Source organism: Pseudomonas sp. YuFO8, from assembly GCF_035065025.1.
GTDB classification, from domain to species: Bacteria; Pseudomonadota; Gammaproteobacteria; order Pseudomonadales; family Pseudomonadaceae; genus Aquipseudomonas; species Aquipseudomonas putida_AE.
In genome coordinates this window covers 113,173-126,490 of record NZ_JAXDEQ010000014.1, presented here as the reverse complement: position 1 = coordinate 126,490, position 13,318 = coordinate 113,173, and the positions used below count along the sequence as shown (strand labels likewise).

The following is a 13,318-nucleotide window of genomic DNA, read 5'->3' as shown; positions in this document are numbered from 1 at the left end:
GCTGCGATCTTTTGCTTTATCAGCGGCTCAAATACATCCGGGTCGTTAACAGGTACACGGGCAACCCCGACACCAATATCAACAATGCCGCATAAGGCGCCGCCGCCGCAAACTCCACGTTCGCGGTATGCGCCCAGACCTCGGTAGCCAGGGTATTAAGCCCGGTCGGGCTCAACAGCAAGGTCGCCGTCAGCTCCTTCATCGCATCCAGGAACACCAGCGCAAACGCCGCCCCCAACGCCGGGAAAATGATCGGCAACGTCACCCGGCAAAACGCGCTGAACGAAGACGCGCCCAATGTGCGCGCAGCCTCTTCCAGTTGCGGCGCCGCCTTGTTCAACGCCGTACGAATAGGCGCCTGGGCCAGCGGCAAGAACAGCAGCGCGTAAGCGATCAGCAGCAGCGCCGACGTCTGGTACAGCACTGGCACATAGTGCAACGCGAAATACACCAGGGTCAGCGCAATCACCAATCCTGGCAGCGCGTGCAGCAGATACGGCAAGCGTTCAGCCCAGATCGCCAGTTGGCCTTTATAGCGCACCACCAGCAATCCCACCGGCACCGCCAGGACAAGGCATAGCGCCGCGCCGCCCAATGACAGCGCCAGGGATGAAAGCAGCGCCTCACCGATGGCCGCCACCGGAAATGCCGCCGACGAGCCCACAGCCAGCCAGTAGACCAGCATCCCCAACGGGATGCCGCTGCCGATGATCGCCAGCAACAGGCAGTAAAGCTGCCCGGCCACCATCCAACGGCCCAATCGGACCTGTTCTGCCTGTCGCGCCGCACCCTGGCCGGTGCGCACGTGCCGGCCCTTACCGCGAACTCGCAGTTCCAGCCACAGCAACATCAGGCACAGCGCCAGCAGCACCGCCGAGAGCATCGCGGCGTTGGCGTTGCTGAACTCCAGCTCGAACTGCTGATAGATCGCGGTGGTGAAGGTTTGCAGGCCGATGATCGACAGCGCGCCGAATTCCACCAGCATGTGCAGGGCAATCAGCAGCGACCCCGCCAGCAGCGAAGGCCAGAGCAGGGGCAGGGTGACGCGGAAAAATACCCCCCAGCGATTCTGCCCCAGGGTGCGGGCAGACTCTTCCAGCGAGGGGTCGAGATTGCGCAGGGTGGCCGCCACCGGCAAAAAGATCAGCGGGTATTTGGACAGGCTCATTACCAAAATCGCCCCGCCGAGCCCTTCGAAATGCGCGCTCAGCGATACCCAGGTAAAACTGCTGACAAACGCTGGCACGGCGAACGGCAAGCACAGGATCACGCCCCACAAGCGCCGCCCCGGCAGATTGCTGCGCTCCAGCAGCCAGGCCAGCGACAGGCCAATCACGCCGCAGGCCAGCGTAACGCCGATCATCAGCGCCAGGGTATTGCGCAACAGGCCAAACACATAAGGCCGCCACAGCAAGTGCAGCGCCTCGGCCCAACCCGCTTGCCAGGCCTTCAGGCCGACGTAAGCCAAGGGCAGCAAGCTGAGCACCACCAGGAGCAGAACCGGCAGTACCAGCCAGATGGAAGGCCGCTTGCGCCCTGGCACGTACCGCCCATGAGTGGCGGAGGCGGATAGCGAGGCGCTCATCAGTTCAGGCCAACCTCGCGTTCAAGTTCCAGGGCTTCTTCGGCATTGCCCAGGTCGGCGGGCGTGACGTTCGGCGCTTGCAGCTCGCTGAAAGGCTTGAGGCCGCGATCCGATTGCATGCCTTTGTGCAGCGGGTATTCGGCGGTGGTCTGGGTGATCACGCGCTGGCCTTCTTCGCTGGCCATGTAGGCGAGCAATTGCTGGGCTTCTTTTGGATGTTTGCTGGATTTCAGCACGGCCGCACTCGATACGGTAATCAGGCCGCCAACGTCGCCGCCGGTGAAGTAATGCAGTTTCGAATCGAGCTGGCCTTTTTCACGCTGCAAGGCGAACCAGTAGTAGTTGTTCACCAGTACCGTCGCCACTTCGCCGTTTTCAACGGCTTTGAGGGCGACCATGTTGTTGCTGTAGGTCTTGCCGAAGGCGCGCAGGCCGGTCAGCCATTCTTCGGCTGCTTCCATGCCATGCACCTTGATGATCGCCACGGCTTGTTCCTGGAACGCGCCGCTGGTGGGTACGAAGCCGACCTTGCCCTGCCATTTTGGATCGGAGAACTCCATCACCGATTTCGGCAGGTCTTTTTCGTCGATCAGTTTCGGGTTGAACGCGACGACGCGCACCCGGGCAGTGACGCCAATCCAGGTGCTGTCAGCGGCGACATAGTCCTTGGGCAGGACCGCCAGCGTGGCGTCGTCGGCCTTGGCCAGCAGGCCTTGCTCGCCAAGCTTGTTCAGGGGCGGCGACTCTTCGGTGTAGATCACGTCGGCGGGGGAGCGATCACCTTCTTCGACGACCTGGCTGGCGAGCTGGTTGCTGCTGCCTTTGCGCACATTGACGTGAATGCCAGTCTTGGCTTCGAAGGCTTTGGCGACCGCGTCGCCGACTTCCTTGTGTTGGCCGTTATAGAGGGTCAGGGAAACGGGGTCGGCAGCCTGGGTGAGGGGAGTGGCGAGTGCCAGGCCGAGCAGGGTGGTGGTCAGGCCGCGGCGCAGGGTATTTCGAAACATCATTCGCAGGGTTCCTCACTGTCGCATTGCAAAAACTTGCAACAATGATAAACGATATTGTTTCTCAAATGGGCCTTGCGAGGCGCTTTGACCTTGTAGGAGCTGCCGCAGGCTGCGATCTTTTGATCTTAAAAACCAAAATCAAAAGATCGCAGCCTGCGGCAGCTCCTACAGGGGGCGTATGCTTTTCAAAGGCCAGAAACGCAAAAACCCGCTTTCGCGGGTTTCTGTGAAATCCAAGGCCGTAACCTTGAATTTGAATTGGTGCCCAGAAGAAGACTCGAACTTCCACGACCTTGCGGTCACCAGCACCTGAAGCTGGCGTGTCTACCAATTTCACCATCTGGGCATTTCGTCTTCAGCGTTGCCGCTGTTGATGTGGCGCACTATACGGAGCGCAATTTGATCTGTAAACCCCTGATTTAAAATTATTAAATCAGATCTCAAAAATGCTTGAACCAGATCTCGAAAATGCAAAAACCCGCTTTCGCGGGTTTTTGTGTGAGCCTTGAAATTGAACTAATCTCAAGCTCGAAATTGGTGCCCAGAAGAAGACTCGAACTTCCACGACCTTGCGGTCACCAGCACCTGAAGCTGGCGTGTCTACCAATTTCACCATCTGGGCAGTATCGGCAACGTTGTCCGTCGTCGATGGCGCGCACTATACGGAGCGTCTTTTTAACTGTAAACCCCCGACACCAAAAAAACCTGAAAAATTTCACCAGTGGTATTCAAATCAACATTCTGGTGTCGATACAGGGCTTTAGATGGGGCGTCTTAGCCTGAAATTTCCCGTTTCATTACGCCTATGCCAAACTAACCCGTATATAGACAAGGTGAAAACTCTCTAATGGCCGATTGGCAGTCCCTCGATCCCGAGGCCGCTCGTGAAGCGGAAAAATATGAAAACCCCATTCCTAGCCGCGAACTGATCCTTCAGCACCTTGCTGATCGGGGTTCGCCTGCTAACCGCGAGCAACTGGTCGAAGAGTTTGGTCTGACCACGGAAGACCAGATCGAAGCCCTGCGCCGCCGCCTGCGCGCCATGGAGCGCGATGCTCAGCTCATCTATACCCGTCGCGGCACCTATGCGCCGGTGGACAAGCTCGACCTGATCCTGGGCCGCATCAGCGGTCACCGTGACGGCTTCGGTTTCCTGGTGCCGGACGACGGCAGCGACGACCTGTTCATGAGCCCGGCGCAAATGCGCCTGGTGTTCGACGGCGACCGTGCACTGGCGCGTGTTTCCGGGCTGGACCGTCGCGGGCGCCGCGAAGGCATGATCGTCGAAGTGGTGTCCCGTGCCCACGAGACCATCGTCGGTCGCTATTTCGAAGAAGGTGGTATCGGTTTCGTTGTCGCGGATAACCCGAAGATCCAGCAGGAAGTGCTGGTGACGCCGGGCCGTAACGCCAACGCGCAGATCGGTCAGTTCGTTGAAGTGAAGATCACTCACTGGCCGACGCCACGCTTCCAGCCGCAAGGCGACGTGGTCGAAGTCGTGGGCAACTACATGGCGCCGGGCATGGAAATCGACGTTGCCCTGCGCACCTACGATATTCCTCACGTCTGGCCTGACGCCGTGCTCAAGGAAGCCGGCAAGCTCAAGCCGGAAGTCGAAGAGAAAGACAAAGAGAAACGCATCGACCTGCGTCACCTGCCGTTCGTCACCATCGACGGCGAAGATGCCCGCGACTTCGATGACGCGGTCTACTGCGAAGCCCGTCCGGGCAAGCTGCGCCTGTTCTCCGGCGGCTGGAAGTTGTACGTGGCGATTGCCGACGTATCCAGCTACGTGAAGCTCGGTTCGGCGCTGGATGCCGAGGCGCAGGTTCGCGGCAACTCGGTGTACTTCCCCGAGCGCGTGATTCCGATGCTGCCTGAGCAGTTGTCCAACGGCTTGTGCTCGCTGAACCCGCAGGTCGATCGCCTGGCCATGGTTTGCGAGATGACCATCTCCAAATCCGGCGAGATGACCGACTACTGCTTCTATGAAGCGGTGATCCACTCCCACGCCCGCCTGACCTACAACAAGGTCAGCGCGATGCTGGAAACGCCGAAAGCCACCGAGGCGCGCAAGCTGCGTGGCGAATACACCGATGTGGTGCCACACCTCAAACAGCTGTATTCGCTGTACAAGGTGTTGCTGGCCGCTCGTCATGTACGTGGCGCGATCGATTTTGAAACCCAGGAAACCCGGATTATCTTCGGTTCCGAGCGCAAGATCGCGGAAATCCGTCCGACCATCCGCAACGACGCGCACAAGCTGATCGAGGAATGCATGCTGGCGGCCAACGTGGCCACCGCCGAATTCCTCAAGAAGCACGAGATTCCTGCGTTGTACCGCGTGCACGACGGCCCGCCACCGGAGCGCCTGGAAAAACTGCGCGCCTTCCTCGGCGAGCTCGGCCTGTCCCTGCACAAAGGCAAGGACGGCCCGTCGCCGAAGGATTACCAGGCGTTGCTGGCCGGCATCAAGGATCGTCCGGATTTCCACCTGATCCAGACCGTGATGCTGCGTTCGCTGAGCCAGGCGGTGTACAGCGCCGATAACCAGGGCCACTTCGGTCTGAATTACGAGGCGTACACCCACTTTACTTCGCCGATCCGCCGCTACCCGGACTTGCTCACGCACCGGGCGATCCGCAGCGTGATCCATTCGAAGCAGGACACTCCGCACGTTCGCCGTGCCGGTGCGATGACCATTCCGAAGGCGCGCATCTATCCGTACGATGAGGCGGCCCTGGAGCAGCTCGGCGAGCAGTGCTCGATGAGCGAGCGCCGTGCCGACGAAGCGACCCGCGATGTGGTGAACTGGCTCAAGTGCGAGTTCATGAAAGATCGCGTGGGCGAGTCGTTCCCGGGTGTGATCACTGCCGTCACCGGCTTTGGTCTGTTCGTCGAGCTGACCGACATCTACGTCGAAGGCCTGGTGCACGTCACTGCGCTGCCGGGCGACTACTACCACTTCGACCCTGTGCACCACCGCCTGGCCGGTGAGCGTACCGGTCGCAGTTTCCGCCTGGGCGACACCGTTGAAGTGCGGGTCATGCGCGTCGACCTCGACGAGCGCAAGATCGACTTCGAGATGGCTGAAAAAACCATCAGCGCGCCGATCGGCCGCAAAAAGCGTGGCACCGAAACCGCAGCGCCTGCAGCGAAAGCCGAAGCAGAGCCGGCCCCGGCGAAAACCGGTCGTCGTCCTGCCAAGGAAAAGGCAGTCGAGGCTTATCGCCCGAGTGATGCGGCGGCGAAAAACGCTGAAGTGCGCAAGAGCCGTGAAATGAAGCAGGCGTTGCTCGCCGGCGCGAAAAGCGGCGGTAAAGCGGCGTCTGCGGGAAAGACCGGACGGTCGGCGCCTGAAAAGGCTGCCGGCGGCAAGCCAGCCAAACCGAGCAAACATCGTAAAGGCCCGCCAAAAGCGGGCTCGGCTCCAGCCAAGAGTGGCGGGGCGCGTAAACCTAAGGCCAAGCCATGAGTCAGTTGGAAAAAATCTATGGCGTGCATGCTGTAGAAGCGTTGTTGCGTCATCACCCGAAACGCGTCAAGCAGATCTGGCTGGCCGAAGGTCGCAATGACCCTCGGGTCCAGACGCTGATTGAGCTGGCCAACGAAAACCGCGTCCAGGTCGGCCAGGCCGAGCGCCGCGAAATGGACGCCTGGGTTGAAGGCGTGCACCAGGGCGTGGTCGCGGACGTGAGTCCGAGCCAGGTCTGGGGCGAGGCGATGCTCGACGAGTTGCTTGATCGCACCGATGGCGCGCCGTTGTTGCTGGTGCTCGACGGTGTGACCGATCCGCACAACCTTGGCGCCTGCCTGCGTTCCGCCGATGCGGCGGGCGCGCTGGCCGTGATCGTGCCGAAGGATAAGTCGGCGACCCTGACGCCGGTTGTACGAAAAATCGCCTGCGGTGCCGCGGAAGTGATTCCGTTGGTGGCCGTGACCAACCTGGCGCGCACCCTGGAAAAACTCCAGCAGCGTGGTTTGTGGGTTGTCGGTACGGCCGGGGAAGCCGAGGTCAGCCTGTATGACCAGGACCTGACCGGCCCGACCATCCTGATCATGGGCGCCGAAGGCAAAGGCATGCGTCGCCTGACCCGCGAGCATTGCGACTACCTGGTGAACCTGCCGATGGCCGGTAGCGTCAGCAGTCTCAACGTGTCCGTGGCGACGGGCGTATGCCTGTTCGAAGCGCAGCGCCAGCGCAGCGTCAAAGCCAAGGCTGCCGCCAAAAAATCCTGAGCTGAACGCACATCCGTTGTAGGAGCTGGCTTGCCAGCGAAAGCGGAGCAACATTCAGCAACGATGCTGGATTGAATGCCGCTTTCGCGGGCAAGCCCGCTCCTACAGTGTTTTGTGGTGTGGCATGAATTGGGGGTTGTTCAAATAATCACCAATTCCCTTGCGCCTCCCACGCCCCTTCTCTACAATTGCGCCCCTTGCTGTGATGGCAGGCACCCACGTGTCTAGCGTCCTCAAGTCCATAAGTGTCATTCACTCCTTGTCTGACCGCTTTTGAGCGGCAGGCTACAACCCGTAAGGAGCATTCATGCGTCATTACGAAATCATCTTTTTGGTCCACCCGGATCAAAGCGAGCAAGTCGGCGGCATGGTTGAGCGTTACACCAAGCTGATCGAAGAAGACGGCGGCAAAATCCACCGTCTGGAAGATTGGGGCCGTCGTCAACTGGCCTACGCAATCAACAATGTTCACAAGGCTCACTACGTGATGCTGAACGTTGAGTGCACTGGCAAGGCCCTGGCCGAGCTGGAAGACAACTTCCGCTACAACGATGCAGTGATCCGTAACCTGGTCATCCGTCGCGAAGAAGCCGTTACCGGCCAATCCGAGATGCTCAAGGCTGAAGAAAACCGCAGTGAGCGCCGTGAGCGTCGCGACCGTCCTGAGCACGAAGGCGCTGAAAGCGCTGATAGTGATGACAGCGACAACAGCGATAACGCTGACGAGTAATCCACGGACCTTTTAAGGAGCCTATCAAATGGCACGTTTCTTCCGTCGTCGTAAATTCTGCCGCTTCACCGCTGAAGACGTGAAAGAGATCGATTACAAAGATCTCAACACTCTGAAAGCCTACGTATCCGAGACCGGCAAAATCGTTCCAAGCCGCATCACCGGTACCAAAGCACGTTATCAGCGTCAGCTGGCCACCGCTATCAAGCGCGCCCGCTTCCTGGCCCTGCTGGCCTACACCGACAGCCACGGCCGCTGAGACCGGGCAGTCGACACGTAGCAAAGGATTGAATGTATGCGTGCCTTAGCTGAGTTCATCATGCGGGGCCGTATGCAGGCCACTCTCGTAGTGGCTGGATGCGCGGCATTGCCGTTGTTGTATTGGTTGGGTGCTGCCGCCGGATGCCTTGTGCTCCTGCGGCGCGGATTGAAGGACGCCCTGGGCGTTCTTGCTCTGGGACTGCTGCCGGCATTGATCTGGTGGCTTTACTCCGACGACCCACGGGCACTTCTGGTGCTGCTGGGGTCTGCGAGCCTTGCGTTGGTTTTGCGCGCAAGCGAGTCCTGGAACCGCGTGCTGCTGGTCAGCATAGCGATGGGAGTGGTGTTTTCAGTGGTGCTGGGGATGGCTTTTGGTCCCCAGATCGAGATGCTGGCGCAGGCTTTGATAAAAGTCATGCCGTCGCTACTCGGTGATGTCTACCAGCAGATGTCGGTAGACGAGCAAGCGCGTTTCGCGTCCCTGATTACACCGATCCTGACCGGCCTGATTGCGGCCCTGTTGCAAATCGTCAGTGTGCTGAGCCTGATTGTCGGGCGCTACTGGCAGGCGTTGTTGTACAACCCCGGTGGTTTTGGTCGCGAGTTTCGCGCCGTCCGAATCCCGCTGGGTCCCGCGATGTTGCTGCTGGCGGGCATGGTTGTGTCACCGAATCTCGGTGTCCAGATGTCCATGCTTGTACCGTTGTGCAGCGTACCGCTGGTTTTCGCCGGGCTGGCCCTGATTCACGGGCTGGTGGCGCAAAAGCGACTGGCCAAATTCTGGCTGGTGGGGTTGTACGTCACGCTGTTGCTGTTCATGCAGCTGATCTATCCGTTGCTGGTGGTCCTGGCCATCGTCGACAGCCTGATTGATTTTCGCGGTCGTCTGGCGCCGAAAGACGCCGATGATGCGAACGGTGAAGGTTAAAAGTTAAGAGGATTTTCACATGCAACTGATCCTTCTGGAAAAAGTCACCAACCTGGGCAACCTGGGTGACAAAGTGAACGTTAAGGCTGGTTACGGTCGTAACTACCTGCTGCCTTACGGCAAAGCTACCGCTGCGACCCCAGCCAACCTGGCTGCGTTCGAAGAGCGTCGTGCCGAGCTGGAAAAAGCCGCAGCAGATCGTAAATCGTCGGCTGAAAGCCGCGCTGCCCAACTGGCCGAGCTGGAAGTGACCATCACTGCCACCGCTGGCGACGAAGGCAAGCTGTTCGGTTCGATCGGTACTCACGACATCGCTGACGCACTGACCGCCTCCGGCGTTGAAGTAGCGAAAAGCGAAGTTCGTCTGCCGAACGGCACTATCCGTAACGTAGGTGAATTCGACGTAGCCGTGCACCTGCACGCCGAAGTTGAAGCCACCGTACGCGTTGTCGTGGTAGCAGCTTAAGCAGCACTTGTCGGCTGGCACCCTCGGGTGCTTGCCGGTAACATCGGGCACGATCCTGTTCACAGGTCGTGCCCTTTGTCTTTCTGGTAACACCTGTTTTCAAACCCCTGCTTTTCCTTAACAAACCAAGTGGCCATGAACGAAATTTCCGCTCCTGAGCAATACGATCTGCAAACCGCCGCGCTGAAGGTGCCGCCGCATTCCATCGAAGCCGAACAGGCTGTACTCGGTGGTCTGATGCTGGACAACAACGCTTGGGAGCGCGTGCTCGATCAAGTCTCCGACGGCGATTTCTATCGACATGACCACCGTCTGATCTTCCGTGCGATCGCCAAGCTGGCCGATCAAAACATGCCGATCGACGTCGTGACCCTGTCCGAGCAACTGGACAAGGAAGGCCAGACGTCCCAGGTCGGCGGCCTTGGTTACCTGGGCGAACTGGCGAAAAACACGCCATCGGTCGCCAACATCAAGGCCTATGCGCAGATCGTTCGTGAGCGGGCCACCTTGCGCCAGCTGATCGGCATCAGCACCGAAATCGCCGATAGCGCGTTCAACCCGGAAGGCCGTACCGCCGCCGAGATTCTCGACGAGGCCGAGCGGCAGATCTTCCAGATCGCCGAGGCCCGGCCGAAAACCGGTGGCCCGGTGGGTGTGAATGACCTGTTGACCAAGGCCATCGACCGCATCGACACCCTGTTCAACACCGACAACGCCATCACCGGCCTGTCCACTGGCTATACCGACCTCGACGAGAAGACCAGCGGCCTGCAGCCGGCCGACTTGATCATCGTCGCCGGCCGTCCGTCCATGGGTAAGACCACCTTTGCCATGAACCTGGTGGAAAACGCCGTGTTGCGCAGCGAGAAGGCGGTTCTGGTTTACTCGCTGGAGATGCCAGGCGAATCGCTGATCATGCGTATGCTGTCGTCCCTGGGGCGTATCGACCAGACCAAGGTCCGTTCCGGTCAGCTGGAAGACGACGATTGGCCACGCCTGACCTCAGCGGTCAACCTGCTCAACGATCGCAAGCTGTTCATCGACGATACCGCGGGCATCAGTCCGTCGGAAATGCGTGCGCGGACCCGGCGTCTGGTGCGTGAGCATGGCGAAGTCGGCCTGATCATGATCGACTACCTGCAGCTGATGCAGATCCCGGGTTCCAGCGGTGACAACCGGACCAACGAGATTTCCGAGATCTCCCGGTCCCTGAAAGCCCTGGCCAAGGAATTCAACTGCCCGGTGGTGGCACTGTCCCAGCTCAACCGTTCCCTGGAACAACGCCCGAACAAGCGCCCGGTGAACTCCGACTTGCGCGAATCCGGAGCGATCGAGCAGGACGCCGACGTGATCATGTTCGTGTATCGCGACGAGGTGTATCACCCCGAGACCGAGCACAAGGGCATTGCCGAGATCATCATCGGCAAGCAGCGGAACGGGCCGATCGGCTTTATTCGCCTGGCCTTTATCGGCAAGTACACGCGGTTCGAGAACCTGGCGCCGGGTAGCTATAACTTCGACGACGACGAATAAGTTTTATGGCGTCCTGAAGGGCCCCATCGCTGGCAAGCCAGCGCCTGCAGGGCGCGCGTCGTACCTGTAGGAGCAAGCTTGCTCGCGATAGGGGCGACGCAATTTCCGACCACAGCCGTCGGAATTGGTCAAAATTTGTGCTATATTCCGCGCCCGCGAAATTCAATGAAAGCCAACACCGGTTATCGACATGCAAGCAGCCAAGCCGTTATTTGACTATCCCAAGTACTGGGCCGAATGTTTCGGGCCAGCGCCATTCCTGCCCATGAGCAGGGAGGAGATGGATCAGCTTGGCTGGGATTCCTGCGACATCATCATCGTCACCGGTGATGCGTACGTCGATCACCCGTCGTTCGGCATGGCGATCATCGGCCGACTGCTGGAGTCCCAGGGCTTCCGCGTCGGCATCATTGCCCAGCCGAACTGGCAGTCCAAAGACGACTTCATGAAGCTCGGCGAGCCGAACCTGTTCTTCGGTGTCGCGGCCGGCAACATGGACTCGATGATCAACCGCTACACCGCCGACAAGAAAATCCGTTCCGATGACGCCTACACCCCGGGCGGCATGGCGGGCAAACGTCCGGACCGCGCGAGCCTGGTGTACAGCCAGCGCTGCAAGGAAGCTTACAAAAACGTGCCGATCGTTCTTGGCGGCATCGAAGCGTCCCTGCGCCGCATCGCCCACTACGATTACTGGCAGGACCGGGTACGCAACTCGATCCTGATCGACGCCTGCGCCGACATCCTGCTCTACGGCAACGCCGAGCGTGCGATCGTCGAAGTCGCCCAGCGCTTGTCCTACGGTCACAAGATCGAAGACATCACCGACGTGCGCGGCACCGCGTTCATCCGTCGTGACACACCAAAAGACTGGTACGAAGTCGACTCCACGCGCATCGACCGTCCGGGCAAGATCGACAAGATCATCAACCCGTACGTCAACACCCAGGACACCCAGGCCTGCGCCATCGAGCAGGAAAAGGGTCCGGTTGAAGACCCGCAGGAAGCCAAGGTCGTGCAGATCCTGGCAAGCCCGAAGATGACCCGCGACAAGACGGTGATCCGCCTGCCTTCGGTAGAAAAGGTCCGCAACGACGCGGTGCTCTACGCCCACGCCAACCGCGTGCTGCACCTGGAAACCAACCCGGGTAACGCCCGTGCCCTGGTCCAGAAGCACGGCGAAGTCGATGTCTGGTTCAACCCGCCACCGATTCCGATGACCACTGAAGAAATGGACTACGTGTTCGGCATGCCTTACGCCCGTATTCCGCACCCGGCGTACGGCAAGGAGAAAATCCCGGCCTACGACATGATCCGTTTCTCGGTGAACATCATGCGTGGCTGCTTCGGTGGCTGCACATTCTGCTCGATCACCGAGCACGAAGGCCGGATCATCCAGAACCGTTCCCACGAATCGATCATTCGCGAGATCGAAGAAATTCGCGACAAGGTCCCCGGTTTTACCGGCGTGATTTCCGACCTGGGTGGCCCTACCGCGAACATGTATCGCATCGCCTGCAAGACCCCGGAAATCGAATCCGCGTGCCGCAAGCCATCGTGCGTGTTCCCTGGCATCTGCCCGAACCTGAACACCGACCACTCTGCCCTGATCAAGCTGTACCGCAGCGCCCGTGAATTGCCGGGTGTGAAGAAGATCCTGATTGCCTCCGGCCTGCGCTATGACCTCGCGGTCGAGTCGCCGGAATACGTTAAAGAGCTGGTGACCCACCACGTCGGTGGTTACCTGAAGATCGCCCCGGAACACACCGAGGAAGGTCCGCTCAACCAGATGATGAAACCGGGCATCGGCAGCTATGACAAGTTCAAGCGCATGTTCGAGAAGTACTCCAAGGAAGCAGGCAAGGAGCAGTACCTGATTCCGTACTTCATCGCTGCCCACCCGGGCACCACCGACGAAGACATGATGAACCTGGCGCTGTGGCTCAAGGGCAACGGTTTCCGTGCCGACCAGGTACAGGCGTTCTACCCGTCGCCGATGGCTACCGCCACCGCGATGTACCACTCGGGCAAGAACCCGCTGCGCAAGGTCACCTACAAGAGTGACGCGGTGACCATCGTCAAGAGCGAAGAGCAGCGCCGTCTGCACAAGGCGTTCCTGCGTTATCACGACCCGAAGGGCTGGCCGATGCTGCGTGAAGCATTGACCCGCATGGGCCGCGCCGACCTGATCGGGCCGGGCAAGAACCAGCTTATCCCGCTGCACCAGCCGTCCACCGACAGCTACCAGAGCGCCCGTCGCAAGAACTCGACGCCGGCCGGCAGCCACAAGGTTGCAGGGGAAAAGACCACCAAGATCCTGACCCAGCACACCGGCCTGCCACCACGCGCCAGCGATGGCGGCAACCCGTGGGACAAGCGTGAGCAAGCCAAGGCGGCGGCATTCGCCCGCAACCAGCAGGCGGCCAAGGAGCGCAAGGAAGCGGCCAAAGGCAAAGGGCCCAAGCCTGCGCGCAAGCCGGTTGTGCCGCGCTAAGCTGCGCTTGAGCTGAACAGAACGCCAACCTTCGGGTTGGCGTTTTGCATTGCGTACTGCACTGATCCCTGA

10 protein-coding genes and 2 tRNA genes are annotated in these 13,318 nt (G+C 59.9%); 8 read left to right on the top strand and 4 right to left on the bottom strand.

The features are described 5' to 3' along the window. Positions 1-19: 19 nt before the first annotated feature. From SOP95_RS15010 to SOP95_RS14995, 4 genes are all read right to left on the bottom strand, one after another. Entirely contained in the window at positions 20-1,585 is a 1,566-nt protein-coding gene (locus SOP95_RS15010) for an ABC transporter permease (protein ID WP_323607458.1), read from the bottom strand. Then, the gene (locus SOP95_RS15005) at positions 1,585-2,595 is read right to left on the bottom strand and encodes an extracellular solute-binding protein (RefSeq protein WP_274076805.1); all 1,011 of its coding nucleotides are present in this window, start codon (positions 2,593-2,595) and stop codon (positions 1,585-1,587) included. The genes SOP95_RS15010 and SOP95_RS15005 overlap by 1 nt, the downstream gene beginning before the upstream one ends. Positions 2,596-2,854: 259 nt before the next feature. Further along, a tRNA-Leu gene (locus SOP95_RS15000) sits at positions 2,855-2,941 on the bottom strand. 189 nt (positions 2,942-3,130) lie between these two features. Next, positions 3,131-3,217: transfer RNA gene (locus SOP95_RS14995), tRNA-Leu, on the bottom strand. A gap of 225 nt (positions 3,218-3,442) precedes the next feature. On the opposite strand from SOP95_RS14995, the gene rnr reads away from it, so the two are divergent. The 8 genes from rnr to SOP95_RS14955 all read left to right on the top strand — a co-directional run bounded on the left by rnr (position 3,443) and on the right by SOP95_RS14955 (position 13,246). After that, positions 3,443-6,070: a ribonuclease R gene (rnr, locus tag SOP95_RS14990; RefSeq protein WP_274076806.1), complete on the top strand. Its 2,628-nt coding sequence runs from the start codon at positions 3,443-3,445 to the stop codon at positions 6,068-6,070. Next, a complete protein-coding gene (gene rlmB, locus SOP95_RS14985) occupies positions 6,067-6,834 on the top strand; it encodes a 23S rRNA (guanosine(2251)-2'-O)-methyltransferase RlmB (RefSeq protein ID WP_007973273.1) in 768 nt (255 codons plus the stop codon). The genes rnr and rlmB overlap by 4 nt, the downstream gene beginning before the upstream one ends. A 307-nt stretch (positions 6,835-7,141) precedes the next feature. After that, entirely contained in the window at positions 7,142-7,564 is a 423-nt protein-coding gene (gene rpsF, locus SOP95_RS14980) for a 30S ribosomal protein S6 (RefSeq protein ID WP_003217491.1), read from the top strand. Between the two features lie 28 nt (positions 7,565-7,592). Then, positions 7,593-7,823 carry a 30S ribosomal protein S18 gene (rpsR, locus tag SOP95_RS14975; protein WP_002551829.1) on the top strand — a complete coding sequence of 77 codons (231 nt, stop codon included), beginning with the start codon at positions 7,593-7,595 and terminating at the stop codon, positions 7,821-7,823. A gap of 36 nt (positions 7,824-7,859) precedes the next feature. Beyond that, positions 7,860-8,753 (top strand): hypothetical protein, encoded by an 894-nt coding sequence (locus SOP95_RS14970; protein WP_046819829.1) that lies wholly within the window; start codon positions 7,860-7,862, stop codon positions 8,751-8,753. Positions 8,754-8,772: 19 nt separating this feature from the next. After that, positions 8,773-9,219: a 50S ribosomal protein L9 gene (gene rplI / locus SOP95_RS14965; RefSeq protein WP_008058981.1), complete on the top strand. Its 447-nt coding sequence runs from the start codon at positions 8,773-8,775 to the stop codon at positions 9,217-9,219. Between the two features lie 135 nt (positions 9,220-9,354). Next, the gene (dnaB, locus tag SOP95_RS14960; protein ID WP_008058980.1) at positions 9,355-10,752 is read left to right on the top strand and encodes a replicative DNA helicase; all 1,398 of its coding nucleotides are present in this window, start codon (positions 9,355-9,357) and stop codon (positions 10,750-10,752) included. Positions 10,753-10,942: 190 nt separating this feature from the next. Continuing rightward, a complete protein-coding gene (locus SOP95_RS14955) occupies positions 10,943-13,246 on the top strand; it encodes a YgiQ family radical SAM protein (RefSeq protein ID WP_274076807.1) in 2,304 nt (767 codons plus the stop codon). Positions 13,247-13,318: the final 72 nt, after the last annotated feature.

What these genes read in the sequence shown, in the direction of transcription:
- SOP95_RS15010 (WP_323607458.1), bottom strand. Translation starts at nt 1,585, where the DNA reads ATGAGCGCCTCGCTATCCGCCTCCGCCACTCATGGGCGGTACGTGCCA.
- SOP95_RS15005 (WP_274076805.1), bottom strand. Translation starts at nt 2,595, where the DNA reads ATGATGTTTCGAAATACCCTGCGCCGCGGCCTGACCACCACCCTGCTC.
- rnr (WP_274076806.1), top strand. Translation starts at nt 3,443, where the DNA reads ATGGCCGATTGGCAGTCCCTCGATCCCGAGGCCGCTCGTGAAGCGGAA.
- rlmB (WP_007973273.1), top strand. Translation starts at nt 6,067, where the DNA reads ATGAGTCAGTTGGAAAAAATCTATGGCGTGCATGCTGTAGAAGCGTTG.
- rpsF (WP_003217491.1), top strand. Translation starts at nt 7,142, where the DNA reads ATGCGTCATTACGAAATCATCTTTTTGGTCCACCCGGATCAAAGCGAG.
- rpsR (WP_002551829.1), top strand. Translation starts at nt 7,593, where the DNA reads ATGGCACGTTTCTTCCGTCGTCGTAAATTCTGCCGCTTCACCGCTGAA.
- SOP95_RS14970 (WP_046819829.1), top strand. Translation starts at nt 7,860, where the DNA reads ATGCGTGCCTTAGCTGAGTTCATCATGCGGGGCCGTATGCAGGCCACT.
- rplI (WP_008058981.1), top strand. Translation starts at nt 8,773, where the DNA reads ATGCAACTGATCCTTCTGGAAAAAGTCACCAACCTGGGCAACCTGGGT.
- dnaB (WP_008058980.1), top strand. Translation starts at nt 9,355, where the DNA reads ATGAACGAAATTTCCGCTCCTGAGCAATACGATCTGCAAACCGCCGCG.
- SOP95_RS14955 (WP_274076807.1), top strand. Translation starts at nt 10,943, where the DNA reads ATGCAAGCAGCCAAGCCGTTATTTGACTATCCCAAGTACTGGGCCGAA.